The 23,243-nt window shown below is 62.3% G+C and carries 27 protein-coding genes and 3 pseudogenes; 17 read left to right on the top strand and 13 right to left on the bottom strand.

All coding sequences use genetic code 11. From position 1 onward, the window contains the following. Positions 1 to 158 precede the first annotated feature (158 nt). The gene (locus RAD15_RS09320; RefSeq protein ID WP_458176549.1) at positions 159 to 431 is read right to left on the bottom strand and encodes a DUF2285 domain-containing protein; all 273 of its coding nucleotides are present in this window, start codon (positions 429 to 431) and stop codon (positions 159 to 161) included. Positions 432 to 593: 162 nt separating this feature from the next. Between RAD15_RS09320 and RAD15_RS09315 the strand changes: the two genes are divergently transcribed. After that, complete coding sequence (locus RAD15_RS09315) at positions 594 to 845, top strand: helix-turn-helix domain-containing protein (RefSeq protein ID WP_027545514.1); 252 nt, start codon at positions 594 to 596, stop codon at positions 843 to 845. A 188-nt stretch (positions 846 to 1,033) separates the two neighbouring features. On the opposite strand, the pseudogene RAD15_RS09310 reads toward RAD15_RS09315, so the two are convergent. Beyond that, positions 1,034 to 1,188 (bottom strand): annotated as a pseudogene (locus tag RAD15_RS09310) (DUF932 domain-containing protein); the annotation flags it as partial. A gap of 539 nt (positions 1,189 to 1,727) precedes the next feature. Here RAD15_RS09310 and RAD15_RS09305 point away from each other — a divergent pair. The 5 genes from RAD15_RS09305 to ftsZ all read left to right on the top strand — a co-directional run bounded on the left by RAD15_RS09305 (position 1,728) and on the right by ftsZ (position 6,271). Continuing rightward, positions 1,728 to 2,063, top strand: a complete 336-nt coding sequence (locus RAD15_RS09305) for a helix-turn-helix domain-containing protein (RefSeq protein ID WP_027545516.1) — start codon at positions 1,728 to 1,730, stop codon at positions 2,061 to 2,063. Beyond that, positions 2,056 to 3,303, top strand: a complete 1,248-nt coding sequence (locus RAD15_RS09300; protein ID WP_458176546.1) for a type II toxin-antitoxin system HipA family toxin — start codon at positions 2,056 to 2,058, stop codon at positions 3,301 to 3,303. The genes RAD15_RS09305 and RAD15_RS09300 overlap by 8 nt, the downstream gene beginning before the upstream one ends. Beyond that, entirely contained in the window at positions 3,300 to 4,472 is a 1,173-nt protein-coding gene (locus tag RAD15_RS09295) for a hypothetical protein (RefSeq protein ID WP_458176544.1), read from the top strand. Before RAD15_RS09300 ends, RAD15_RS09295 begins: the two co-directional genes overlap by 4 nt. Positions 4,473 to 4,643: 171 nt before the next feature. Further along, on the top strand, positions 4,644 to 5,096 hold the full coding sequence (locus tag RAD15_RS09290) for a hypothetical protein (protein ID WP_270163331.1): 453 nt from the start codon (positions 4,644 to 4,646) through the stop codon (positions 5,094 to 5,096). A gap of 98 nt (positions 5,097 to 5,194) precedes the next feature. Beyond that, positions 5,195 to 6,271, top strand: coding sequence for a cell division protein FtsZ (gene ftsZ / locus RAD15_RS09285; protein ID WP_458176542.1), 1,077 nt, complete (start codon positions 5,195 to 5,197; stop codon positions 6,269 to 6,271). Between the two features lie 192 nt (positions 6,272 to 6,463). Here ftsZ and RAD15_RS09280 read toward each other — a convergent pair whose 3' ends face one another. The 3 genes from RAD15_RS09280 to RAD15_RS09270 all read right to left on the bottom strand — a co-directional run bounded on the left by RAD15_RS09280 (position 6,464) and on the right by RAD15_RS09270 (position 8,210). Beyond that, positions 6,464 to 6,685 carry an OB-fold domain-containing protein gene (locus RAD15_RS09280; protein WP_458176540.1) on the bottom strand — a complete coding sequence of 74 codons (222 nt, stop codon included), beginning with the start codon at positions 6,683 to 6,685 and terminating at the stop codon, positions 6,464 to 6,466. A 216-nt stretch (positions 6,686 to 6,901) separates the two neighbouring features. Beyond that, positions 6,902 to 7,222, bottom strand: a complete 321-nt coding sequence (locus tag RAD15_RS09275) for a DUF736 domain-containing protein (RefSeq protein ID WP_270163333.1) — start codon at positions 7,220 to 7,222, stop codon at positions 6,902 to 6,904. 562 nt (positions 7,223 to 7,784) lie between these two features. Further along, positions 7,785 to 8,210, bottom strand: coding sequence for a hypothetical protein (locus RAD15_RS09270; RefSeq protein WP_458176538.1), 426 nt, complete (start codon positions 8,208 to 8,210; stop codon positions 7,785 to 7,787). A 64-nt stretch (positions 8,211 to 8,274) separates the two neighbouring features. Between RAD15_RS09270 and RAD15_RS09265 the strand changes: the two genes are divergently transcribed. Together RAD15_RS09265 and RAD15_RS09260 are read left to right on the top strand one after the other, a co-directional pair. Beyond that, a complete protein-coding gene (locus RAD15_RS09265; RefSeq protein ID WP_270163335.1) occupies positions 8,275 to 8,562 on the top strand; it encodes a helix-turn-helix domain-containing protein in 288 nt (95 codons plus the stop codon). After that, on the top strand, positions 8,559 to 9,842 hold the full coding sequence (locus RAD15_RS09260) for a type II toxin-antitoxin system HipA family toxin (RefSeq protein WP_270163336.1): 1,284 nt from the start codon (positions 8,559 to 8,561) through the stop codon (positions 9,840 to 9,842). The genes RAD15_RS09265 and RAD15_RS09260 overlap by 4 nt, the downstream gene beginning before the upstream one ends. Positions 9,843 to 9,936: 94 nt before the next feature. Here the strand turns inward: RAD15_RS09260 and RAD15_RS09255 are convergent, their stop codons facing one another. The 3 genes from RAD15_RS09255 to RAD15_RS09245 form a co-directional block, all read right to left on the bottom strand. Further along, a complete protein-coding gene (locus RAD15_RS09255; RefSeq protein WP_458176535.1) occupies positions 9,937 to 10,269 on the bottom strand; it encodes a DUF2285 domain-containing protein in 333 nt (110 codons plus the stop codon). Between the two features lie 247 nt (positions 10,270 to 10,516). Continuing rightward, positions 10,517 to 10,711, bottom strand: a complete 195-nt coding sequence (locus tag RAD15_RS09250) for a transcriptional regulator domain-containing protein (RefSeq protein ID WP_270163338.1) — start codon at positions 10,709 to 10,711, stop codon at positions 10,517 to 10,519. Positions 10,712 to 10,878: 167 nt separating this feature from the next. Next, positions 10,879 to 11,151 (bottom strand): DUF2285 domain-containing protein, encoded by a 273-nt coding sequence (locus RAD15_RS09245; protein WP_270163339.1) that lies wholly within the window; start codon positions 11,149 to 11,151, stop codon positions 10,879 to 10,881. 142 nt (positions 11,152 to 11,293) lie between these two features. Here RAD15_RS09245 and RAD15_RS09240 point away from each other — a divergent pair, with 142 nt between their 5' ends. Then, complete coding sequence (locus tag RAD15_RS09240; RefSeq protein WP_270163340.1) at positions 11,294 to 11,545, top strand: helix-turn-helix domain-containing protein; 252 nt, start codon at positions 11,294 to 11,296, stop codon at positions 11,543 to 11,545. Between the two features lie 109 nt (positions 11,546 to 11,654). Here the strand turns inward: RAD15_RS09240 and RAD15_RS09235 are convergent, their stop codons facing one another. The 5 genes from RAD15_RS09235 to RAD15_RS09215 all read right to left on the bottom strand — a co-directional run bounded on the left by RAD15_RS09235 (position 11,655) and on the right by RAD15_RS09215 (position 15,677). Beyond that, entirely contained in the window at positions 11,655 to 11,975 is a 321-nt protein-coding gene (locus RAD15_RS09235; RefSeq protein ID WP_270163333.1) for a DUF736 domain-containing protein, read from the bottom strand. Positions 11,976 to 12,537: 562 nt separating this feature from the next. Continuing rightward, positions 12,538 to 12,744: a hypothetical protein gene (locus RAD15_RS09230; RefSeq protein WP_458176532.1), complete on the bottom strand. Its 207-nt coding sequence runs from the start codon at positions 12,742 to 12,744 to the stop codon at positions 12,538 to 12,540. A 33-nt stretch (positions 12,745 to 12,777) separates the two neighbouring features. Then, a complete protein-coding gene (locus tag RAD15_RS09225) occupies positions 12,778 to 12,984 on the bottom strand; it encodes a hypothetical protein (RefSeq protein ID WP_458176530.1) in 207 nt (68 codons plus the stop codon). A 233-nt stretch (positions 12,985 to 13,217) separates the two neighbouring features. Continuing rightward, positions 13,218 to 14,147, bottom strand: coding sequence for a DUF2493 domain-containing protein (locus RAD15_RS09220; protein WP_270172964.1), 930 nt, complete (start codon positions 14,145 to 14,147; stop codon positions 13,218 to 13,220). Between the two features lie 597 nt (positions 14,148 to 14,744). Then, the gene (locus RAD15_RS09215) at positions 14,745 to 15,677 is read right to left on the bottom strand and encodes a polyprenyl synthetase family protein (RefSeq protein ID WP_458176528.1); all 933 of its coding nucleotides are present in this window, start codon (positions 15,675 to 15,677) and stop codon (positions 14,745 to 14,747) included. A 142-nt stretch (positions 15,678 to 15,819) separates the two neighbouring features. Between RAD15_RS09215 and RAD15_RS09210 the strand changes: the two are divergent. The 8 genes and pseudogenes from RAD15_RS09210 to RAD15_RS09175 all read left to right on the top strand — a co-directional run. Continuing rightward, positions 15,820 to 16,277, top strand: a pseudogene (locus tag RAD15_RS09210) (IS6 family transposase); the annotation flags it as partial. Positions 16,278 to 17,380: 1,103 nt separating this feature from the next. Further along, on the top strand, positions 17,381 to 17,551 hold the full coding sequence (locus RAD15_RS09205; RefSeq protein WP_458176526.1) for a hypothetical protein: 171 nt from the start codon (positions 17,381 to 17,383) through the stop codon (positions 17,549 to 17,551). 220 nt (positions 17,552 to 17,771) lie between these two features. Beyond that, on the top strand, positions 17,772 to 18,974 hold the full coding sequence (locus RAD15_RS09200) for a cytochrome P450 (RefSeq protein WP_458176777.1): 1,203 nt from the start codon (positions 17,772 to 17,774) through the stop codon (positions 18,972 to 18,974). A 93-nt stretch (positions 18,975 to 19,067) separates the two neighbouring features. Next, a complete protein-coding gene (locus tag RAD15_RS09195; RefSeq protein ID WP_458176524.1) occupies positions 19,068 to 20,357 on the top strand; it encodes a cytochrome P450 in 1,290 nt (429 codons plus the stop codon). Between the two features lies 1 nt (position 20,358). After that, positions 20,359 to 20,667 carry a ferredoxin gene (locus RAD15_RS09190; RefSeq protein WP_458176775.1) on the top strand — a complete coding sequence of 103 codons (309 nt, stop codon included), beginning with the start codon at positions 20,359 to 20,361 and terminating at the stop codon, positions 20,665 to 20,667. Then, positions 20,654 to 21,499: an SDR family oxidoreductase gene (locus tag RAD15_RS09185; protein ID WP_458176773.1), complete on the top strand. Its 846-nt coding sequence runs from the start codon at positions 20,654 to 20,656 to the stop codon at positions 21,497 to 21,499. The genes RAD15_RS09190 and RAD15_RS09185 overlap by 14 nt, the downstream gene beginning before the upstream one ends. Further along, positions 21,499 to 22,842 (top strand): cytochrome P450, encoded by a 1,344-nt coding sequence (locus RAD15_RS09180; RefSeq protein ID WP_375848189.1) that lies wholly within the window; start codon positions 21,499 to 21,501, stop codon positions 22,840 to 22,842. Before RAD15_RS09185 ends, RAD15_RS09180 begins: the two co-directional genes overlap by 1 nt. A 154-nt stretch (positions 22,843 to 22,996) precedes the next feature. Continuing rightward, positions 22,997 to 23,160: pseudogene (locus tag RAD15_RS09175) on the top strand (polyprenyl synthetase family protein); the annotation flags it as partial. Between the last annotated feature and the right edge of the window lie 83 nt (positions 23,161 to 23,243).

Below are 23,243 nucleotides of genomic sequence, written 5' to 3'. Positions count from 1 at the left end.
CGTCCCATTGCATGCAGCCAACAAAGATTGCGGCGCAATAGTTATGAACGAAGCGGTTGTAGGAAGCCTCTAGTTTGGCACCACGTGGTGCATGAGAATGACCACCGGTTAGCGGGAGAAAATTGTTTTGGCCACAAAAGTTAGCTGGCGATTTTCTTCTATTTTGAGCCGGCGCCGCGTAAGAGACGCCCCTGCTCGGTCAGCCATTTTGCGCGCGCAAGATGACTCTGATATGCAGTCCGCGCACGGTCCGGCTCTCGCTCCGGGTCGATGTGCAAGACGATTCGAGCAACCTCCCGCCAGTCCGCTCCCTGACCTTCCGCCTGCAAAAGGCGAATGTACGTGACAACATGCTGTTCGTCATAGGCGGTCAGCGTTGCCTCGTTCGGCGCTACATCCGCGACGTCAGGATCTAGCTGCGGTTTTGTCATGACCACCCCAACAAACAGCGAATGATTCTAATCTCCCTAGAAGGCCGAGATTGTCCCGACGTCTCATTTTAGCCTCATTGGGACCTAGCCGACCAGCGAGCCGCTCGAAATACATACTATAGGAGATAAACCTCATAGTATGTAAAGACGCAACTTGCGCCGATGGACATGCGCAAGCTGGTCGGCCGGAATTTCGCAAGACTGCGGAAGCAGAAGCGCTTCACGCAGGAGAAATTCGCCGAAATGTCCGGCTTCACTCAGCAATATATCAGTGACCTGGAGCGCGGCCGCCGTAACCCAACTGTCGTAACCCTTTTTGAGCTCGCCAGCACGTTAGGTGTCAGTCACGTTGAATTGGTAGTTCCTGACGAAGACGCGCGAAGCGACCGATCAAAGCCGGCTAAACGGAAATGATCGGGTCGGCAAAATCATTTTAAGTCATCGTAACCCATGACTCTCGCGACAGCCGGGCTGGAGGCCCGACGAGCGCGCCGGACGTGGATACGCGTCGCCGCCGCCGATCCGGCTTGCCGATTGGCGGCGATGCATTGGGCCTTGGAAGCGAGGCCGCGCGAACGTTCCCGACTGCGCGGCTCATGTCATCAAATGGCCCGCTTCATCAAGCGCTTTGCTTTGCCCTCCAGTTCGAGGCGCGCATCCTGATGAGGCCTGCCGCGGGCAAGTGGGTAATGACTTGCACGAAATCAAAGATGCTTTCCGGTTTGCGATGTTCTTCGCCCAAAACGGTTTCGATGATGTTCAAGGGTCAGATCGCCATCGCGATAGATCTGCATCAGTTTCGGAGAGACCGCGCCGAGCCGCAGGACAACATGCGACGTCATGCCGAAGCGGGCGGCAATTCTTCCGCACCAAAACCGCGCTCTTCCGCCAGCTTCTTGAAGGCCTCGAACTGATCGGCGGGATGCACATTTTCCCGCGTGACGTTCTCGTCTAGGCTGATCGAGCGGATCGTTCGCGGTATCGATGATGCTGCGGTTCGGCTCGGTCTTGTTGATCTCCTTCTTCATTCTCAGAAGCCGGGCAGGCCGTCTGAAAACCCGGTGGCCCCCCTTCTCTGTCCAACTCCGGTTCGACCACCAGATTCTGCAAGATAACTTGGCGGCGACGCTCGCAGCTTCGATCGCCGCCTCACTGTGCGGGGTCTTGCGCGCATTCTTCGGGGACTCGGGTTAATGCTTAGCCGTCCCCCTTACTGAGGTACCGACCCTAATGGGCTAGAAAAATATGTAATCTTCGTGCTACATATTCGTCAAATATGTAGTATGAAGGCTACAAATGCCTACCCCCCACAATCCCCCTGCCGCTGTTCGGCGGGCCCTGCGCAAGCTCGGCGCGGACATCCACGATGCCCGTCGGCGTCGGCGGCTGCCGATGGCCGTCGTCGCCGAGCGCGCCTTCACGTCCCGCTCGACGCTGCAGAGAGTCGAAGCCGGCGACACCAATGTCAGCATCGGCATCTATGCCGGCGTTCTCCAGGCGCTCGGCCTGCTCGACGGCCTGATCAAGCTCGCCGACATCAGCAACGACAGCGTCGGCCAAGCGCTCGCCAGCGCCGAGCTGCCCAAACATATCCACCTCAAACGCAAGACCGGGGCCTCACGTGATGGCTGACTTCGAGGTGCATATCGATCTCGGCGGCCGCACGCGCCGCATCGGACTGGCGAGGAGCAACCGTGCTCGAGGCTCGGAGACCATCCTCTTCGAGTATGATGGCGCATGGCTTAATGACTCGGACCGGTTCTCGCTGGAACCCGCCCTCGCCCTGACGCGCGGCGCCTTTGCTCCTCCTGCCGGACTGGCGACTTTCGGCTCCATTGGCGACTCCGCGCCTGACACCTGGGGCCGCCGCCTCATGCAGCGCGCCGAACGCCGCCTCGCCGACCGCGAAGGCCGCGCTGTTCGCACGCTTGCAGAAAGCGACTATTTGCTGGGCGTTGCCGATGAAACGCGACTTGGCGCACTTCGCTTCCGCTGGGTCGGCGAAGAAACTTTCCAGACGCCGACCCGCGCTGGTGTACCGGCCCTCATCGAACTCGGGCGGCTGCTCCAGATCACCGAGCGCATTCTCCGCGACGAGGAAACGGACGAAGATCTTCAGCTCATCTTCGCGCCCGGCTCCTCCCTCGGTGGCGGGCGGCCGAAGGCCTCGGTCATCGATCAACACGGCAATCTCTCGATCGCCAAGTTTCCAAAGGAGACCGACGACTACAGCATGGAGACCTGGGAGGAGATTGCGCTGCGGCTCGCCAGCAAGGCCGGCATCGCCACCCCGCAACACGAACTGATCGAGGTGGCCGGCAAGGCCGTCATGCTGTCGCGCCGCTTCGATCGCAATGACGCCGTCCGCATCCCGTTCCTGTCCGCCATGGCGATGATGGGCGCCAAAGACGGCGAGCGCGGCAGCTACCCGGAGATTGTCGACGCTCTCTCGCAACATGGTGCGCAAGGAAAGACGGACGCCCATGCCCTCTACAGGCGCGTCGTCTTCAATGTGCTGATCTCCAATGTCGATGATCATCTGCGCAACCACGGTTTCCTGTGGTTGGGAAAGGCGGGATGGTCGCTCTCTCCGGCTTACGATCTCAATCCCGTGCCTACCGATGTGAAGGCGCGGGTGCTGACGACGAACATCGACCTCGACGAAGGCACCTGCTCGCTCGACCTGCTTGAGGCCGCGTCGGAGTATTTTGGGCGCACGTTGCCGCAGGCCCGCACGATCATTAAGGAAGTCGCGACAGCGACCGCGACCTGGCGCGACACGGCCAAAGCAGTCGGCGCCCGCGCGGCCGAGATCAATCGCATGGCCAGCGCTTTCGAGCACGACGATCTCAAACGAGCGCTGGCGCTTTGACAGGGACATTCCTTCATAGCTTCGATCCTGCGGCGGCGAGCCCCATCGCCGGCCCTACCGTCGACCTTGAAGTCTCCGAGATCGAGGATGCCGGCATTCGGGAGGTGCTGCAGACACCCGGCGCCGCCTATGGCGCGTGGTCTATTCTCGACGCGCTGCTGGCGCCGACCGGCGCGGGAACGCCTTTCATCTTCAGGGAGCCGCTTGGGCAGGCGCGCGAAGTCAAAGTCGCGCTCTCAGGCCTGTTTGGACGCTTCGTCGCCCGCGCCTATCTCGAGCGACACTTCAATCTTTCGATCTTTGCGCATCTCGGTAGCCGAACCATCGACCTGGACCGCCGCAGGCAGCTCAAGGTCAAGCGCCTTTTTCGCGGCGACCTGCCCGATTGGATCGCCTGCGCCTCTGACCTATCCTCCCTGACGGTCGCCGAGGCGAAAGGCTGCCATGATGTGGGAGGACCCGCGAAGGCCCTGGATCGCGCGTGGACGCAAGCTGCACGGATCGATGTCACCGCCCAAGGCCGCAAAGTCACGTTGAAGCGCATCGCGATCGCAACGCGCTGGGGAATGGCTGTAGCTGGTCCAGCCGATGTCCATCTCTCGGTCCGCGATCCCGTCGATGAAGGCGAGCCCATCGCTTCCGAAGAGAAAAACGCGCTCTTCATCGGCCTTCTTCGGCTGCATGTCGCCAACTTGATCAAGCCGCTCGGACATGCCGAATTGGCGGGCGTTCTCCATCGTCTCACGCATCAACCTTTTGCCCGAAGGCTCCAGGACGATCTCGCACGCGCGCGAGCGCTGCTCGACGCCGCCGCGGTAAGGGAAGTGGAAAAGACAGGCGCCATCGGAGGGCTTGTCGGCGGCATCGTTACCCGCGCGGGACCAGTCACCGACGCCGATGTCACCGCCGTCGACCAGGAAGCGCTCGCTCGCCTCAACCTCCGGCCGGTCTTTGTCGGGATCGAGCGCGATCTCATTCGCGCAGCCATCGACGAAGACCCAAACGCCGTGCGCAATCGCCTGGCTGCGGTACATCCTGATGAATTTGCCCGTACGACCGCGCAGGCGGCTGGATCGTGCCGCTCGGCTTGGAACGACGCATCACTGGCGAAACATGAAACCCAGCCGCGGAAAGAAGGTACGCGAAAATGGTCCGCAATAGCCTTTTGATCAGATCACGACTCGTTGCGGAACACCTGCTTTGAAAAGTCAGTCCGCATGGATACGCGACCTGTTTCTTCGCCGGAGCTGTTAACGACTTGTTAACCAACGCAGCCTACCTTGCGGTTACTTTTCGGTTAACAGCCGATTGCCTCCCGGTTCGTTCTAGGAGAACAGTCGATGCCCATTGAGGCCCAGACATATGTCGCACTTGGTGCCCGGCCGAAAATCTCACCTGAGGCCGCCCGATCGGTTGCCAAGCGACTCAGATTGCCGCGCTCGCTTTCGGATAATAGCAAAGCGCTAGTGAGCGTTGATCTCGCTGAAGTCAGGCATACTCCCTGCCCACGAGGTGGTCGTCGCGCGGGCGACATTGTCCCATTAGTGGAAAACATTGAGGCGTCGCAGACGGAAATTGTGCAGCTCGACGCAAGGGCGGCCGGTTACGGCGCGGATTTCGAGCGCAAACGCGAGCGCGCCGAACGCCTGATGGTTGAAGTGCTGCAGGCGACCGCAAAGACCATGCCGCTAGAGAGGCGACAGCGCGGCTTGAGGACGAGGCAGCGGCTCTACGGACCGGTGACCGAGTTGGCGCCTCGATCGACAGCCACGGACAGGCCGCACGTCGACTAGGCTATCTAGCTGCGCTCCTGGTAGAGACAGACCACAAGGTTCGTCGGTAGCAATCCGGGTCCGCTATCCCAACGTGCCGAAGAAATCGTGAGGTAAAAGTGACCGACATCAGCGACATTCGCGAGATGAAAGCGCGTATTATTGTGTTTGGAGTCGGTGGCGCCGGAGGCAATGCCGTCAACAACATGATCGCGGCCGGGCTGGAAGGCGTCGACTTCGTCGTCGCCAATACCGACGCACAAGCACTCAGCATGTCCAAGGCCAAGCGCCTCATCCAGTTAGGCACAAAGGTGACCGAAGGCCTTGGCGCCGGCTCGAACTCCAAAGTAGGGTGCGCCGCGGCCGAAGAGGCAGTTCATGCGATCCAGGATCATTTGACCGGCGCAAACATGGTGTTCGTTACCGCTGGCATGGGCGGCGGTACGGGAACTGGGGCGGCGCCTGTTATAGCCAGGATCGCGCGTGAACTTGGCATTCTCACCATCGGCGTCGTCAGCAAGCCCTTCGACTTCGAGGGCCAGCGCCGTATGCGCGTTGCTGAAGCGGGCATTGCGGAACTGCTGAACGCGGTTGACACCCTGCTGATCATCCCAAACCAGAATCTGCTCCGAGTGGCCAATGAGAAGACCACATTTAACGATGCCTTCGCCATCGCCGATCAAGTTCTCTATTCGGGTGTGGCCTGCATCAGCGACCTTATAGTCAAAGAAGGTTTGATCAATCTCGATTTTGCCGACGTTCTCTCCGTCATGCGCGAGAAGGGCAAAGCCATGATGGGCGGGGGTGAGGCTTCTGGCGAGAAGCGCGTGCTCACCGCCGCTATGGCCGCGATCTCCAATCCATTGATCGAGGCCCCCTCGATCAAGCGCGCCAGTGGCCTCATAATCTCGATCACCGGCGGCAAGGACCTGACGCTATTCGAGGTCGACGAAGCTGCTAGCCGCATTCGCGAAGGAGCCGACCCGGACGCTAACGTCATCGTCGGCGCCACTTTCGATGAACGGCTGCAGGGTCTCGTCCGTGTCTCGGTAGTGGCGACTGGCATCGATAATCTGGACTCGGCGAATAAGCCCATTGCTGGGACAAGCATCTCCCAACTACCAAATGATTCGAAGTCGCACTTCGATGCAGCAATGTTGAATCCAACGAGGATGCGGCAAGCGGTTCAGGCTTGAATGATTCTGACCGCGTTGTACTGCGTGAGTTTCTGCTCACCTCTACAACCGACTGCAGGAGAATTTCGGAATCAAGTTTCGATCCCATGCGGAATGGAATCGCAGGGATCCCCAGATGGACGTTGTATCGACAGCCGGCGTTGACGCTAAGCCAGAACGAAAATCGGAAACGTCCAGCTTTCCTCATGCACCTCAAATCGACAGACAACGAGTGCCGATCGCAGGGTCTTGTCCATAGCAACGTAGGCGCGCGTTCATGCGGGGTCCTTCTTCAAGATCGACCGTGACCAGAACATAGGGGGAGGTCTGGATTGAAAACTGGCAGGAAGGCAGGATGCGTTCGCGTCCAGCTATGGACGTTTCCCCGGATGCTTCGATCCAGTCGAATTGCGTTGAAAGGCAGACATCGCACACTGGGCGTGGCTACCCCTCCGGGCGCTGAATAGATTCCCGCTGGAGCCAACCGCGACGATAGCTAAAATCCCGACGACGTATGCCGGACGACGTTCACGGAAATGACCGCGAAAGGCGACCAGTGAGAGGCGCCGAAGCGCAGTGGCCTCAACAATGCTTTGATGCGCACCTGAGAGAAGCCCCGCCCGGCAGACCGGACGGGGCTTTTTGGCGACCTCAGTCGCCGTTCTTACGGGGCCGGGACCAGATCAGGCTGAAGCCGTCGCCGTCCTCGTCGTTGAACAGGTTCGCGTAGATCGGTGCGTTGAACGAGGGGTCGTCGAGCTTGAGCGAGAGATAGTCGCGGCCCTCCTCGGAGCGCTTCGACCAGGCGGCCCCGATCTCGGCCCGGCCGACGAAGACGCGGTGGCTCGGGGCGTTCTCGTTGGTGCGGTTGGCCTCGGGCACGATGCGGACGCCCTTGGTCTGGAGGCTGAGGGTGACGATCTCGCCCTGGAAGTCGCTGCCGATCTTCTTGAAAGAACCGATGGTAGCCATGTTACTTCTCCTTGCTGTTTCGAGCCGCGACCACCGCGGCCTCGATGGCGATCTACAGGCCGAAGACGATCGACGACGCACCCGCCCGCGGGCCGTAGCGCAGCGGAGGACGCCAGCGGGGCGACTTTCTTGCCGCGCGAGGAATGGGCGTAGCCCAGGGGAAGAAAGTCGAGCCGCTGGCGTTGCGTTCAGGCGATCGAGGCGCAGCCGCTCTTCGGCCAGATCGAGCCATCAAGAGGCCAGGTGGTCCGTGCGCTGAACAGCAACCCCAGAGAAGTTGTGGCGCCGCTCGGTTGGGCTGCACAAGAGGTCGCTGCGCTCAGGCGTAGAGTTGGAAGCAAAAGCGAAGAAAAGGGCCAACGCGACTGCCGTGAACCAGCCGCGATGAGACGCCCCCTGGCTGGCCTGCCTTCCGCCGGGAGGTCAGGTGCCGGGTGCCAAGCCTTCGAGAACGCCGCGACTATCTCTCGCTCAAGCTCATCGACCCAACCAACGCTTGGACCTGAGCGGCCTCAGCGTCGAGACCCAAGGATCATTCCTTTCGCGTCTCGGCCGAGAGGGGCTACTGATGTTCCTCCAGCAAAGCCTCGCCCAATGCCGGAGGCTCGGCAAAGCTGGTTATCCGTCTCCACGCCATGCCGGCGATGGCAAAGGCGCCGGTCCAGCTGAAGATATCCTGCCAAAGTGAGGATGGCATCGCGATTTGCGACAGGCCATGGGCGAGGTGATAGCCCGCGACAGCCGCCGGGACGGTGAACGCTGCGGCAATCACCGCGCGCACGAAGCTGGATCGAGCCCAGATCAAGGCGGTTTGACCGATGAGAACGACCACGGCGCCGGCAAGAATTGCGACCAGAGCTGCCGAGGCAATGCTTGCCCCAGCGTGAACAGCCGCAAATCCTGCGGAAAACGCAACGAAATATGGCCGCTTCAACCCATTCAATGTCGTCGAACGGCAACATCTTTCCGTGTCGTCGTTCGCCGACATTTCATATTGTCGCCGAACGCTGACATATGGTAATGTAGGCGAACGTCGACATTCTAGGCGCACCATGCTTGTACGCACATCCACCGATCTCGGGGCCATCATTCGAGACAGGCGCAAACGACTCAAGCTCGACCAGTCGAGCTTCGCCAAGCGTATTGGTGTCAGCCGTCAGTGGGTCATCGAAGTCGAACATGGCCACGCACGCGCCGAACTCGGCCTGGTGCTCCGCGCTCTTGACGCTCTCGGTATCAGCCTGGACGCAAACAGTGAACAATCCAACAGCCGCAGTTCAGAAAAGTCCGGCGTCGATATCAACGCAATCGTGGCCAAAGCCAAGAAGAGGAGGGCATGACAAACGAACTCGTGGCCCTCTTGGACGGGAAGGAAGTCGGCCGCGTGCATAACGACACGCGCAGCCGCCTTACCTTTGTCTATGACACCAATTGGCGCGAAGCGAGGGGCGCGTATCCGATTTCGCTCTCCATGCCACTCGCGGCCGAGGAGCACGGTCCCGCCGCTGTGCAAGCCTTTCTATGGGGACTTCTGCCGGACAACGAGCGCGTCCTCGATCGTTGGGCCAAGAAATTTCAGGTCTCGGCCCGCAACGTGTTTGCTCTGATTTCCCATGTCGGCGAGGATTGCGCCGGCGCCATTCAGTTCGTCACCCCCGATCGTTTGAAGGTATTACAAAGCGGTGCGGACGACAAAGTTGAATGGCTTGACGAAGCCGCGATTGCCAAACGTTTGCAAGCGTTGAGAGAGGATCACGCCGCATGGCGGTTGCCGCGCGATACGGGGCAATTCAGCCTCGCCGGGACTCAACCGAAAACTGCGCTGCTCCTGCAAAAAGACCGATGGGGAATTCCCTCTGGACGAATCCCGACAACTCATATCTTGAAACCCCCGACCGGCCATTTCGACGGCCATGCCGAGAACGAACATATCTGCCTCAATCTTGCACGCAATCTCGGCTTACCCGTCGCCGAAACTAAGGTCATGCGATTTGAGAAAGAAATCGCCATTGTCGTCGAACGCTATGACCGGCAATTCAGCGGCAATGACGTCGTTCGTGTCCATCAAGAGGACATCTGCCAAGCACGCGGCATCATGCCAACTAAGAAATACCAAAGCGAGGGCGGACCAGCCCCCGCCGACATTATCGAACTCCTACGCACCTACTCCACCAATAGCGTGGATGACCTAGATACTTTCATCGATGCCCTCGGCTTCAACTGGCTCATCGGCGGTACCGATGCACACGCCAAGAATTACTCGCTGCTCCTCGCCAGCGGCCCTACAGTGCGACTTGCGCCGCTCTACGATATCGCCAGCATCCTTCCCTATAACGATGTCGAGTTTCAGAAAATGAAGCTCGCGATGAAGATCGGCGGCGAATACAAGCTTAGCCAGATTGGTGCGCGCGAATGGCAGAAGTTCGCCCGCGAAACCCGCCTCGACGCCGACAAAATGATTGCCGGATTGAATTCTCTGGCTGAGTTGCTTCCCGACAATGTAACCGATGTCTGCGCTACCGCGGAAGCGGAGGGGCTCGACAATACCATAATCAAGCGCTTGGCCACGAAGTTGATCGATCGAGCCAAGGAATGCCAACGCGTTCTGAGTGGCTCCTAGTAGAAGGCGTTCCTCATCCCTAATGCCAGCCACAAACCGTTCGGCGTTCTGCGCCCACGCGTCGCCGCCGGAAGCCGCCTCTAGCTGAAGGCGGCTATTTGTTCTTGTGCTTGGGGCGCAGCAATTCGCGATAGCCGCCTCGCATCAATGCGAGGCCGCTCTGCACGAGGCGAATTGTACGATTGCGCAGATCGTGCGTTTTCCAGGCACGATCGGAGATGCGCTTCTTGCCGAATAGAGCTTCGGCAATGATCCGATACGTGCCACCGGCGTCATGGGCATCGAGCGCCTGAATGGCGGCGCGCAGCCGTTCGCATCTCTGTTTTGACAATCCGTGAGAGGCGGGACCGACAGCGCGTTCATTCATCGCGCGCCACAGCCGCTGCGCTGCAAGGGCGCGCGCGTCGAAATCGCGGTCGAATTCCAATTGAACTGCGTAATTGGCGCTGGCGGCTGGCAGATCCTTCAGCCAGACTCGATGCTCTACGACGCCTATCCGTAGCACAGCGTGCCAGCCATCGGAGGCACGCCGCGCCCGGCCAGCAGCAAGATCGAGCAGTAGCTGAAGAGAGCTGTCCCCACTGACCGTCGACGCGATCGCCGCGATTGGAACGACCGTCGGCAGAACCTCAGGCGCCCAAATGACGACCTGTTCCTCGAAGGATATCTGCGGGTCATGGGCGAAAGCAGATGCCCCACCTCCTCCTGAACTCCGGAGATACTTCGCCGTCCGGGCTGTTCCTCACAGTCTCTTCGTAGTCGCGTTCGTAGTCTTTGTTTCGGCGAAGAAATTCCCAGGCGATGTCGGTTCTTTCAGCGTCCTGTAGGCTCTTGTACGAATCCGGCGACCGCCAGTCGAATGTCGGCATTGCTTACGCCCCTTTGTCCAGTCGGATAACAAGGATTGCGCCGCAATAATTCTGATCGATTGGGTTGTAGGAAGTCCTTACTTTGGCACCACGCGATGCTCTAAAGTGACCACCAACGAGGAGAAGAAGATCGTGTTCTTGAGAAACACTTCACCGGTGAGATTTTCCTAATTTGACCCGGCACCGCGCAAGAAACGTCCCTGTTCGGTAGCCCACTTAGCGCGCTTAAGATGAGACAGGTATGCATTTCGCGCACGATCAGGTTCGCGCTCCGGATCGATATGCAACACTATTCGCGCGACCTCCCGCCAGTCGGCCCCTTCGCTTTCGGCTTGCAAAAGGCGCGTGTACGTCACGACGTGCTCCTCGTCATAAACCGTCAGAGCTTGATCGGTGGGGGCAGCGTCGGCGACGTCGGGATCGAGCGGCGGCTTCCTCATGAAACTCCACGCCTCAGATTTGACAAATTCTAACACGCCGGAAGGAGCAGAAGCGTAAAAATTTGGTGGTAGGCTTCCGCGCGAACGTTTTGTCGAGAATACTCCGTGGTGAAATACTCTTCAAGGACGTGCCGTCTCGCGTATGGATATACGCGGGATACTTGCAATCAATTTGCGCAAGCTGCGACAAGCTCGCGGCTTGTCGCAGGAGGAATTGGCACATCGAGCAGAAATTGACCGCACCTATATCAGCGCACTCGAACGGAGCGTCTATGCGGCCGGCATCGACGTTGTCGACCGGCTGGCGCGCAGTTTGGGAGTCGAAGCAGCAGACCTGTTGACACGGCCGCCAGGCGCAGGCGCCAAGAAAAAGACGCGCGGACAGACTGAATAGCCCAATACCGGCCGAGCGGCTGGAATCAGTATTGACAGGTCCGCACGGCCGGAGGGGCGCTTAATTGAAAAGCCCCGCCCGGCAGACCGGACGGGGCTTTTTGGCGACCTCAGTCGCCGTTCTTACGGGGCCGGGACCAGATCAGGCTGAAGCCGTCGCCGTCCTCGTCGTTGAACAGGTTCGCGTAGATCGGTGCGTTGAACGAGGGGTCGTCGAGCTTGAGCGAGAGATAGTCGCGGCCCTCCTCGGAGCGCTTCGACCAGGCGGCCCCGATCTCGGCCCGGCCGACGAAGACGCGGTGGCTCGGGGCGTTCTCGTTGGTGCGGTTGGCCTCGGGCACGATGCGGACGCCCTTGGTCTGGAGGCTGAGGGTGACGATCTCGCCCTGGAAGTCGCTGCCGATCTTCTTGAAAGAACCGATGGTAGCCATGTTACTTCTCCTTGCTGTTTCGAGCCGCGACCACCGCGGCCTCGATGGCGATCTACAGGCCGAAGACGATCGACGACGCACCCGCCCGCGGGCCGTAGCGCAGCGGAGGACGCCAGCGGGGCGACTTTCTTGCCGCGCGAGGAATGGGCGTAGCCCAGGGGAAGAAAGTCGAGCCGCTGGCGTTGCGTTCAGGCGATCGAGGCGCAGCCGCTCTTCGGCCAGATCGAGCCATCAAGAGGCCAGGTGGTCCGTGCGCTGAACAGCAACCCCAGAGAAGTTGTGGCGCCGCTCGGTTGGGCTGCACAAGAGGTCGCTGCGCTCAGGCGTAGAGTTGGAAGCAAAAGCGAAGAAAAGGGCCAACGCGACTGCCGTGAACCAGCCGCGATGAGACGCCCCCTGGCTGGCCTGCCTTCCGCCGGGAGGTCAGGTGCCGGGTGCCAAGCCTTCGAGAACGCCGCGACTATCTCTCGCTCAAGCTCATCGACCCAACCAACGCTTGGACCTGAGCGGCCTCAGCGTCGAGACCCAAGGATCATTCCTTTCGCGTCTCGGCCGAGAGGGGCTACTGATGTTCCTCCAGCAAAGCCTCGCCCAATGCCGGAGGCTCGGCAAAGCTGGTTATCCGTCTCCACGCCATGCCGGCGATGGCAAAGGCGCCGGTCCAGCTGAAGATATCCTGCCAAAGTGAGGATGGCATCGCGATTTGCGACAGGCCATGGGCGAGGTGATAGCCCGCGACAGCCGCCGGGACGGTGAACGCTGCCGGCAATCACCGCGCGCACGAAGCTGGATCGAGCCCAGATCAAGGCGTTTGACCGATGAGAACGACCACGGCGCCGGCAAGAATTGCGACCAGAGCTGCCGAGGCAATGCTTGCCCCAGCGTGAACAGCCGCAAATCCTGCGGAAAGCGCAACGAAATATGGCAGCGCGTAGACAGCAAGGATGAGACCCAGCCAGCAGAACAGGCCGATGCCAAGCATATTGAGGGCGAGTGCGATGATAAGCATGGTGGTGGCTCCGCGACAAAAGACATGACGCATCGCGCCTTCCACCACCACCACGGCGCGACAAGAATAATAGCGCAGAATGCAGCGCTGTGCGAGTGCGTGACCTCGTTCGTCGAATCGGACAAGAACCGAAGCTTTCTGCTCGAGCGCTATACGGTCGCATCAGAGAATTTGCACTGATCTGCGCTGGCGAACTTGGTCCTCGACGAAGATGCGCCGATGGGCGACGGCGCTTACGCGCCGCCGAACTTCCAGACGGGAATGCCGAGCTTCCTGGCCTTGTCGGCAAGGTTGTCCTGTATCCCGGTGCCCGGAAAGTGCATGAGACCGATCGGCAGCACTGCAAGCATGGCGTCGTTGCGCTTGAACGGAGCTGCCTTACCGTGCTTGGTCCAGTCCGGCTTGAAGGCGACCTGGGGAACCTTGCGGTTGGTGGCCCATTTTGCGGCGATCCGCTCGGCGCCCTTCGGCGAGCCACCGTGGAGCAGCACCATGTCCCGGTGCTTGGCATGGGCCTTGTCGAGGCGGTCCCAGATCAGGGCGACGTCGTTAAAATCGAGTCCACCGGTGAGCCCGATCTTGGGTCCCGACGGCAGCAACGCCTCGGTGTCCGCGCGACGTTTGGCAGCCAGGAAATCGCGGCTATCAATCATCGCAGAGGTGAGCGTGCGATGATTGACGAGTGACCCGGAACGGGGGCGCCAGGGCGAGCCGGTATGAAGCTCGAATTGCTCAGTCGCCAGATCGCGGAACAGCTCCATGGCGTTGCGGCGTTCGATCAATGTGACGCCTTCGGCCGTGAGCCTTTCCAGTTCGACCGATCGCACCTCCGATCCATTCTGCTCGCGCTGGCTCTTTTGCTGGGCTTTTTCGTTGTCATCGAGTTCGCGCTCGATGCGGCCCGTGGCGCGATGGAAGAGATTGACGGTCGACCAGAGGAGATCTTCGAGGTCGGGTTCAAGCCGTGTGTCGCTCAGGGTCGCCACGAGCGCATCAAAGATGTCGGCGATCGCGCCTGTGATGGCCTTGGCTTCCGGGAGCGGCCTTGGGTCAGGCTCGTCGTGAAAGGGACGATGGCCATAGAGCTGAAGCTCGTTGAGGATATGATCGGTCGGTGATGAGCCGTGCGGCGGTTCGAACTGGCTATCGTCGTGTTCGGTCATCATGGCTTAGGGTCCTTTGCCGTTCGGCCGCGCCCATCGCGGCCTTCGTGGCGATCACCAGACGGCGGGCGGAACGGACCAGAACCCGGAGGCGTCAGCCGACGGGCCGGAGCGAAGCGGAGGATGGCAGAGGTGCGGCTATTTTGTTTCGCGATGCAAAGGCGCGTGAGCGCCGGCGGAAAATAGCCGCACCTCTGCCATTGCCGGGCCGGGCCGCTTGCCGTCCGATCGCCCGCTAGAAGGCCCTGGGCGCGGCGGTACCCGGCAAAGGCAGCCCACGCAATGACCGGTCATGACGATAGCAAATTCAAATTGCTTGGGCGCTAATCCCGTAGCGACCCTCGGAGGCGGCAGACAGCGGGCGATATCCTCGGGCACGAGTTGTGCGCGCAAGGCTGAGTTGGATTTCGACACCAGGAGATTGACTTTGACGCAGCCGAATGTCGCAAGTCGCGCTTTTGCACGAGCAATGAGCGCCTGCCCTCTAGCTTTTCCGGTGAGACTTCAGCACGGCGATCAGAAAGATCCAGCCTCGATGTCGATCGTATCCAGCCATGACGGAGCCAACGACCGGATTTCCTTGCTGTGATTCATTTCTCATAAAGGTTGGACGCATTCCAGCGCCGCTTGTTGTATCAGTCCGGCTTTTCCCGGGCCCGCTACGCCCTTGCAAAGCGCCTGGTTCAGCCAGTCAACGAGGGACCCTTTGTGAGGGCCGGCAGGAATGGTGTCACTTATCTGCTCGAGATACGCGTAAAATTTGGCGGCTGCGCTATCCAACCCTTGGCTGCGAACGATATTGGGTCGATTCAGTTGCGTGTCCACGGCACGCAATTTGCCAAGCACCTCGGCGCGGCCGACCGTGTCTGCGATGTCGTCGGCGATCTGGTACGCATGCCCGAGCAGTTCCCCCACCTTCGCCCATGGGGCCGGGTCAGCACCACCTGTCAGGGCGCCGCACGTGGCCGCCGCCACAAAGAGGGAGCCGGTCTTGTAATGGTGATAGCGGTCGATTGGGACGTGCGTCGCGGCCTCCATCGACTGTCCGGCGATCAGCCCATGACTGGGGCCGACCGCCTCCGCGACCACCTCGATCATGCGCGCGACCAACTCAGGTGCCCGCGCAGCCTGCCGGCTGAGGTGTTTGAAAGCCGTCACGATCAAGGCATCGCCGGCCAGAACGGCGGTCGGCTCTCCGAATAGCCGGTGCACCGTCGGTTTGCCGCGGCGCAGCGCGGCGTTATCGAAGCAAGGCAGGTCGTCATGGACCAACGAGGCACAGTGCAGCAATTCGATTGCTGCCGCAGCTCTTGCAGCCAGCTCCGGATGGCTTGCGCCGGATGCATTGAAGACTTTCAAGCAGAGCTTGGGGCGCATCCGGGCGCCACCTGGAAACACCGCCGCTTCTAGCGCTTCCCGCAGGTGAGTCGGCGACTCCGGACTCAGAGCACTACCCATCGCAGCTCGCAGCGCCTGCTCGATGAGTTCGTCGCTACCGCCAACCACATCGACAGGGTGACTCGAAATCATATCGCATCTCCACTTTTGAGACAAAAACCGGAATTAGGCGTGGTTCAACCGGTGCCGAATGAAAGGCCAATTTTTCGTCTCTTCAGGTTCTGGGGCACCGTCAAGTTAACGAATTGGAACGGCCAAGGGGTAGACGACCGGCATGCCGACCGCACGGGGCCCTCTTTATCGGCGCATCGCTTCCCGTCGGAAGTGATCAGCTATGCCGTTTGGTTGTATTTCCGGCTTTGCTTAAGCTTTCGCATGGTCGAGGAAACGCTGGCGGCGCGTGGCATTGGCGTGACCTATGAAACCGTGCGCCAGTGGGGACGTAAATCCGGCAAGGCGTTCTCCCATCGGGATTCCCCCACTCGCGGCGACATGGCATCTGGACGACTTCGTTATCTCGATCGCGCGAACAACATTGGCTCCGGCGCGTTGTCGACCAGAATGGCGTCGTTCTTCGACGTCTTGATCCAAAGCCGAAGAGACTCGCGCGCTGCGCAGCGGCTCATGACGAAGCTCTTTAAATCCGCCGGCACGCCGCCGCGCGTGATGATCGCTGACAAGCTCGGTTCGTACGGCGCGACGCGGCGACGCCAGCGGATCATGACGCTTTTCAATCGAGAAACCGTAGAGCCTGATGGGACGGCCGAATCTCGAACCTTTGATAATCAACTCCTTCAGCTCAGCGGTCGATGAAGTTGACGATGCTTGCTCGCCTTACCCTTTGCGCGAAAGAGCTTGTGCAGATGGGCTGACATCTCAAGCTATTGATCATGGTTGATAGTCGCGACTGGAGTTTGGACCGGAACGACTGACCGGTCAGGGATCTGGGACCTAATTAGCAATTGGTGTGCCACCAGAGCATTTGTGCAGCGAATGCTTCAATGGCGACGAAGGGTGCGCCTCGCCGGTGCGATCCCCGAGGTTCAGGGTTGAGTTGCGGACATTGTGTCACCGGCCAGATACGGATGAACACCGTCAAATCTCCGAGCGACCAGTCTGAAGGACAACGCAGCAATATGCGAGCTAATCAGGTCGAGCACCTTTCAAATGCAGCACGCGGCGCTCGCATCATGCCGTTTCCAGGACCTACAAGCAGCTCGCGGTGTGCTGCCTCCGAGTCATCCCAACTGATCGAACCAGCCTGAGAATGTGCGCAATCGCACACGATTGTCAGCTTTGCGTCCATTGCCGTCGATTCGATGCTCATCCGTGATGCTCATCCTTGGAGTATCAGCATTTTCGTCCCCGGCATGACAGTTGCTCTGTTCTCGGCAATCTCTACAGACCATCGATCTGACGCGTGACCGCCGCCTTGAAGTATTCGACGACATGCTCGCGCATATTCCGCAAGAGCAGGCCTTTGTCGGGCACTTGCTGCGCCGGTTGTCGGCATTGAGACTCGATGCCGGAAACCTGGCACTACGCGCCGCTACGAAGTGCCTGCTCGGCCTGCGAATTCACTTCGGCACGCGATTTGCTCTGTTCAGGCATCATTACCAATCGCAGTGCGATGGTCTTCGGGACGGACACGGCGCGCGTCGCTGTCGCGTCTGGTCCGTTCCGGCGGTTTGCTGTGGCAATGACTTGGCGCTCGGTTGTGGACCGAGAAAAATGCAGGGAAGTGTTGGATGCGATCTGGAGTTCTTCTTTTGGGAGCCACGACAATTGCGCCCGTCGCGAGCGATGCAACCAAAGCGGCAGACCTTGAGCCAGGCGTGAAACTGCCACCGGCGGTGTGGGACTGGTCCGGAGGCTATATTGGCGGACACGTCGGTGGCGGGTGCGCTCGATCCTCCTTCACCAATCCCTACGGTCAGTCGATCTATGGCGATGCCGACAGGTTCGATGTCACCCGGCGGCACAACCCGCATTTGTCGTTCGGCTAGGGGCCGCATGTCTGCCTGGCGCCGCGGCTAGCGCGCCTGGAATTGCGATGCGCCTTCCCCGCGGTGTTCGTGCGGCCGGAGGATCTGGCGCCGACCATCGCCGCGGAGGACGTCGTCGACATGCCGTCTTACGTCATTCGCTGCCCGCAGCGCCTGCCGGTCACCTACCGCCCTTCCATCGCTGAGAGAGTGAAGTGCCACCATGTCCGAACAACCCTTGATGTCCGAACAACCCTTGCCGACGCTGCCGATGTGGCGCGTCGATCACATCGAGCCCTCGCCCGAGATGTTGGCGCTAAGCGCCAACGGTCCGATCCACCGCGTGCGCTTCCCGTCCGGGCACGAAGGCTGGTGGGTGACAGGCTACGACGAGGCCAAGGCGGTGCTGTCCGACGCGGCGTACCGGCCCGCGGGAATGCCGCCGGCGGCATTCACCCCGGATTCGGTGATTCTCGGTTCGCCGGGATGGCTGGTCTCGCACGAGGGGGGCGAGCATGCCCGGTTACGCACGATCGTGGCGCCGGCCTTCGGCAACCGCAGGATGAAGCTGCTAACACAGCAGGCCGAAGCGATCGCCGCGCACTTGTTCGAGACGCTGGCGGCCCAGCCCCAGCCCGCCGACCTGCGGCGCCACCTCTCCTTTCCGCTTCCGGCCATGGTCATCAGCGCGCTGATGGGCGTGCCCTACGAGGATCACGTCTTTTTCGCCGGGCTGTCCGACGAGGTGATGACGCACCAGCATGAAAGCGGCCCGCGCAGCGCGTCGCGCCTGGCCTGGGACGAACTGCGCGCCTACATTCGCGGCAAGATGCGGGACAAGCGCCAGGATCCGGGCGACAACCTGCTGACGGATCTGCTCGCGGCGGTCGACCAGGGCGAGGCGACCGAGGAAGAGGCGATCGGCCTGGCGGCGGGCATGCTGGTGGCGGGGCACGAGAGCACCGTCGCGCAGATCGAATTCGGCCTGCTGGCCATGCTCCGCCATCCGCAACAGCGCGAACGCCTGGTCGGCGATCCATCCCTGGTGGATAAGGCGGTGGAGGAAATCCTGCGCATGTACCCGCCGGGCGCGGGCTGGGACGGCATCATGCGCTATCCGAGAACCGACGTGACCATCGCGGGCGTGCATATTCCCGCGGAGAGCAAGGTGCTGGTCGGCCTGCCGGCGACGTCGTTCGATCCGCGCCATTTCGACAACCCGGAAATCTTCGACATCGGACGCGACGGGAAGCCGCACCTGGCGTTCTCCCACGGGCCGCACCAGTGCATCGGCGTGGCGCTGGCGAGGCTCGAACTCAAATTGGTGTTCGGTTCGATCTTCCAGCGCTTTCCCGCGCTGCGCCTGGCTGTGGCGCCCGAAGAACTGAAGTCGCGCAAGGAGATCATCACTGGCGGGTTCGAGGAGTTCCCGGTGCTCTGGTGATGCGCGAACGCCGCCGCGGATCGCGACCTTCTCCGCAATTTGCCGGCGCGCCTGGCGCGCGCCGGTCAGATCAGCCAGCCAACAGGTAACAAGATGGACGTGCCAGACTCCACGGCCGCATGCCGGGACGCCTTCGCCGAACTGGCGTCGCCAGCGTGCATCCACGACCCGTATCCATTCATGCGGTGGTTGCGCGAGCACGATCCGGTGCATCGCGCGGCATCGGGCCGCTTTCTGTTGAGCCGCCACGCCGACATCTACTGGGCGCTCGAGGCCACGGGCGATGCGTTTCGGGGACCGGCGCCGGGCGAACTGGAGCGCTATTTCCCGCGTGCGGCGACCAGCCTGTCGCTCAATCTGCTGGCGTCCACGCTAGCGATGAAGGACCCACCGACGCATACGCGTCTGCGCCGGTTGATCTCGCGCGATTTCACCATACGCCAGATCGACAACCTGCGGCCGAGCATCGCGCGCATCGTCGCAGCGCGCCTGGACGGCATGGCGCCCGCGCTGGAGCGCGGGGAGGCGGTGGACCTGCATCGGGAATTCGCGCTGGCCTTGCCCATGCTGGTCTTCGCCGAACTGTTCGGCATGCCCCAGGAGGACATGTTCGGGCTCGCCGCCGGCATCGGCGCCATTCTGGAAGGCCTGAGCCCGCACGCCAGCGATCCCCAACTCGCCGCGGCGGACGCGGCGAGCGCCAGGGTAAAGGCCTACTTCGGCGACCTCATACAGCGCAAGCGCACCGATCCCCGCCACGACATCGTGTCGATGCTGGTCGGCGCACACGACGACGATGCCGACACGCTGTCGGATGCGGAGTTGATCAGCATGCTGTGGGGCATGCTGCTGGGCGGCTTCGCTACCACGGCTGCGGCCATCGACCATGCGGTCCTGGCGATGCTGGCGTATCCCGAACAGCGGCACTGGCTGCAGGGAGACGCCGTGGGGGTGAAGGCCTTCGTCGAAGAAGTCCTGCGCTGCGACGCGCCCGCCATGTTCAGCTCCATTCCGCGTATCGCCCAGCGCGACATCGAACTGGGCGGCGTGGTGATCCCGAAGAACGCGGACGTGCGCGTGCTGATCGCGGCCGGCAATCGCGACCCGGACGCCTTCGCCGATCCCGACCGCTTCGATCCCGCGCGGTTCTACGGCACCAGTCCTGGCATGTCGACCGACGGGAAGATCATGCTGAGCTTCGGCCACGGCATCCACTTCTGCCTCGGTGCGCAACTGGCCCGGGTGCAATTGGCCGAGAGCCTGCCGCGGATCGAGGCGCGCTTCCCCACACTGGCATTGGCCGAGCAGCCGACCCGGGAGCCCTCCGCGTTCCTTAGGACGTTCCGCGCGCTGCCGGTGCGACTGCATGCGCGGGGAGGCTGAGATACGCGTCGTGGTCGACCAGGATCTGTGCGGAACCACCGGGCAGTGCGTGCTGACGCTGCCGGGCACCTTTCGCCAGCGCGAGCCGGACGGCGTGGCCGAAGTGTGCGTGGCGACGGTCCCGCAGGCGCTGCACGCCGCCGTGCGGCTCGCGGCCAGCCAGTGCCCGGTCGCCGCCATTCGGGTCATCGAAAGCGACGCTGGCGATGACGAGCGCGCCAGGGCCGACCCTGCGGCTTCTCCGGCGGAGGCCGAGCGGCATGCCGCGAAAGACCAACGCAATCCAGGAGGACACGATGGGACGGTTTGAAGGCAAGGTGGCCGTGGTGACCGGCGCCGGCGCCGGCATCGGCAAGGCATGCGCCCTCGCCATCGCGCGCGAGGACGGCAGAGTGGTGGTGGCCGACATTGATGGCTCGGCGGCCATCGCCTGCACCGCGCAGATCGCGGCCGAAGCGGGCCACGCGTTGGCTCTGGCCATGGACATCGCCGATGCGCAGGCGGTGGCAACGCTGTTCGAGACGGCGGAGCGGCACTTCGGCGGGGTCGACCTGCTGGTGAACAACGCGAGCGCCATGCATCTGACCCCGCGCGACCGCGCGATCCTCGACCTGGACCTGGCGGTCTGGGATCAGACGATGGCGACCAATCTGCGCGGCACGCTGCTCTGCTGCCGGCAGGCCATCCCACGGATGATCGCCCGCGGCGGTGGCGCGATCGTCAACATGTCGTCGTGCCAGGGGCTCAGCGGTGACACCGCGCTGACGTCCTACGCTGCGTCGAAGGCGGCGATGAACATGCTGTCGGCCTCGCTCGCCACCCAGTACGGTCATGCGCAGATCCGCTGCAACGCGGTTGCGCCGGGTCTCATCATGACCGAGCGTCTCCTCGCCAAGCTGGACGCGTACATGCAACGGCATCTGCGCCGGCACCAGCTCCTGCCGCGCGTCGGCCGCCCCGAGGACGTGGCCGCGCTGGTGGTGTTCCTGCTCTCCGACGATGCTGCGTTCATCACCGGCCAGGTGGTGTGCATCGACGGCGGCATGCTGGCGCATGTGCCGACATACGCTGACGGTGGCAACAGCCCCGCCGCGCGGCCCGCCGGCGACACCGCCGAAGCGGCCGCGGCGGCGCGCTGCTGATGGACATGCTGCTCAACCCGCTGAACCGTCGGCACCGGCTGCGGTGCGACATCCCGGTCGTGCCCGGCGCTTTCCCCCTGGTCGGGCATCTTCCCGCCATCGTCTGCGACCTGCCGCGCCTGCTGCGGCGCGCGGAACGGACGCTGGGCAGCCACTTCTGGCTGGATTTCGGCCCTGCCGGACACCTGATGACCTGCGTGGATCCGGATGCGTTCGCACTGCTCCGGCACAAGGACGTGTCCTCCGCGCTGATCGAAGACATCGCGCCCGAATTGTTTAGCGGAACGTTGGTCACCCAGGACGGCGGCGCGCACCGGCAGGCGCGCGATGCGATCAAGGCGGCGTTCCTGCCCAAGGGGCTGACCCAGGCCGGCATCGGCGATCTGTTCGCGCCCGTCATCCGGGCGCGGGTGCAGGCGTGGCGCGACCGCGGCGACGTCACCATCCTGCGCGAAACCGGCGACCTGATGCTCAAGCTCATCTTCAGCCTCATGGGAATCCCCGCGCAGGACCTGCCGGGATGGCATCGCAAGTACCGGCAACTGCTGCAGTTGATCGTCGCGCCCCCGGTCGACCTGCCCGGACTGCCCTTGCGGCGCGGCCGCGCCGCCCGCGACTGGATCGACACGCAGTTGCGCCAGTATGTCCGCGACGCGCGCGCGCATGCCGCGCGCACCGGGTTGATCAACGACATGGTGAGCGCCTTCGATCGCAGCGACGATGCGCTCTCCGATGACGTCCTGGTCGCCAATATCCGCTTGCTGCTGCTTGGCGGTCACGACACCACCGCCTCGACGATGGCCTGGATGGTGATCGAGCTGGCGCGGCAGCCTATGCTGTGGGACGCCCTGGTCGAGGAGGCGCAACGCGTGGGGACGGTGCCGACCCGGCACGCGGACCTGGCGCTGTGTCCGGTCGCCGAGGCGCTGTTCCGCGAGACGCTGCGCCTGCATCCGGCGACCACGGTCCTGCCGCGTCGCGCGCTGCAGGACTTGCAACTCGGCCAACGGCGCATTCCCGCGGGCACCGATCTGTGCATCCCGCTGCTGCATTTCTCGACCTCGGCGCAGCTGCACGAGGCGCCTGATCAGTTCCGCCTGGCGCGGTGGCTGCAACGCACGGAGCCGATCCGGCCGGTGGACATGCTGCAGTTCGGTACCGGCCCACACGTCTGCATCGGCTACCACCTGGTGTGGCTGGAACTGGTGCAGTTCTCTATCGCCTTGGCGCTGACCATGCACAAGGCAGGGGTGCGGCCGCGGTTGCTGAGCGGCGTCGAAAACGGCCAGCGCTATTACCCGACCGCACATCCGTCCATGACAATCCGCATCGGATTCTCATGAGCTGGCATCGCATGCCCCGTGTGACGAGGCAGCGGTACCGGCGACGCGCGGCATTGCTGCACTCGGCGCGCGCGCTCGGTGCGACGCCGGCAACACCGCGGCGGCTCGCCGCTCGCCGTGGCCGTCTCCTGTCAGGTACGAGGACATGAACAACATGCAGACCGGTTCGACGCTACACGACGACCGAACTGGCGTTTCCGCGCTCGGCGGATTGCGCGCGCAGGCGCGCGGCGCATCCAGCAGGCTGCTGCCGGAGATCTCGATGAGGACGGCGCAAAGCGGATCGAACAGGCGCTGGCGCGTCTTCTCTACGCCGAACATGCGCCGGGCCGCGACGGGCCTGCGGCGACGTGCGCGGCGTCTGCCCGATCCTGGTCCTCGTCAACCGTCTGCAGAAGGAA

It is taken from the genome of Bradyrhizobium sp. 14AA (assembly GCF_054185205.1).
The sequence above is the reverse complement of the archived record's forward strand: the minus strand, read 5'-3'. Positions and strand labels throughout refer to the sequence as shown.

What these genes read in the sequence shown, in the direction of transcription:
- RAD15_RS09320 (WP_458176549.1), bottom strand. Translation starts at nt 431, where the DNA reads ATGACAAAACCGCAGCTAGATCCTGACGTCGCGGATGTAGCGCCGAAC.
- RAD15_RS09315 (WP_027545514.1), top strand. Translation starts at nt 594, where the DNA reads ATGGACATGCGCAAGCTGGTCGGCCGGAATTTCGCAAGACTGCGGAAG.
- RAD15_RS09305 (WP_027545516.1), top strand. Translation starts at nt 1,728, where the DNA reads ATGCCTACCCCCCACAATCCCCCTGCCGCTGTTCGGCGGGCCCTGCGC.
- RAD15_RS09300 (WP_458176546.1), top strand. Translation starts at nt 2,056, where the DNA reads ATGGCTGACTTCGAGGTGCATATCGATCTCGGCGGCCGCACGCGCCGC.
- RAD15_RS09290 (WP_270163331.1), top strand. Translation starts at nt 4,644, where the DNA reads ATGCCCATTGAGGCCCAGACATATGTCGCACTTGGTGCCCGGCCGAAA.
- RAD15_RS09275 (WP_270163333.1), bottom strand. Translation starts at nt 7,222, where the DNA reads ATGGCTACCATCGGTTCTTTCAAGAAGATCGGCAGCGACTTCCAGGGC.
- RAD15_RS09270 (WP_458176538.1), bottom strand. Translation starts at nt 8,210, where the DNA reads ATGTCGGCGAACGACGACACGGAAAGATGTTGCCGTTCGACGACATTG.
- RAD15_RS09265 (WP_270163335.1), top strand. Translation starts at nt 8,275, where the DNA reads ATGCTTGTACGCACATCCACCGATCTCGGGGCCATCATTCGAGACAGG.
- RAD15_RS09260 (WP_270163336.1), top strand. Translation starts at nt 8,559, where the DNA reads ATGACAAACGAACTCGTGGCCCTCTTGGACGGGAAGGAAGTCGGCCGC.
- RAD15_RS09250 (WP_270163338.1), bottom strand. Translation starts at nt 10,711, where the DNA reads ATGCCGACATTCGACTGGCGGTCGCCGGATTCGTACAAGAGCCTACAG.
- RAD15_RS09245 (WP_270163339.1), bottom strand. Translation starts at nt 11,151, where the DNA reads ATGAGGAAGCCGCCGCTCGATCCCGACGTCGCCGACGCTGCCCCCACC.
- RAD15_RS09240 (WP_270163340.1), top strand. Translation starts at nt 11,294, where the DNA reads ATGGATATACGCGGGATACTTGCAATCAATTTGCGCAAGCTGCGACAA.
- RAD15_RS09235 (WP_270163333.1), bottom strand. Translation starts at nt 11,975, where the DNA reads ATGGCTACCATCGGTTCTTTCAAGAAGATCGGCAGCGACTTCCAGGGC.
- RAD15_RS09225 (WP_458176530.1), bottom strand. Translation starts at nt 12,984, where the DNA reads ATGCTTATCATCGCACTCGCCCTCAATATGCTTGGCATCGGCCTGTTC.
- RAD15_RS09220 (WP_270172964.1), bottom strand. Translation starts at nt 14,147, where the DNA reads ATGACCGAACACGACGATAGCCAGTTCGAACCGCCGCACGGCTCATCA.
- RAD15_RS09215 (WP_458176528.1), bottom strand. Translation starts at nt 15,677, where the DNA reads ATGATTTCGAGTCACCCTGTCGATGTGGTTGGCGGTAGCGACGAACTC.
- RAD15_RS09200 (WP_458176777.1), top strand. Translation starts at nt 17,772, where the DNA reads ATGTCCGAACAACCCTTGCCGACGCTGCCGATGTGGCGCGTCGATCAC.
- RAD15_RS09195 (WP_458176524.1), top strand. Translation starts at nt 19,068, where the DNA reads ATGGACGTGCCAGACTCCACGGCCGCATGCCGGGACGCCTTCGCCGAA.
- RAD15_RS09185 (WP_458176773.1), top strand. Translation starts at nt 20,654, where the DNA reads ATGGGACGGTTTGAAGGCAAGGTGGCCGTGGTGACCGGCGCCGGCGCC.
- RAD15_RS09180 (WP_375848189.1), top strand. Translation starts at nt 21,499, where the DNA reads ATGGACATGCTGCTCAACCCGCTGAACCGTCGGCACCGGCTGCGGTGC.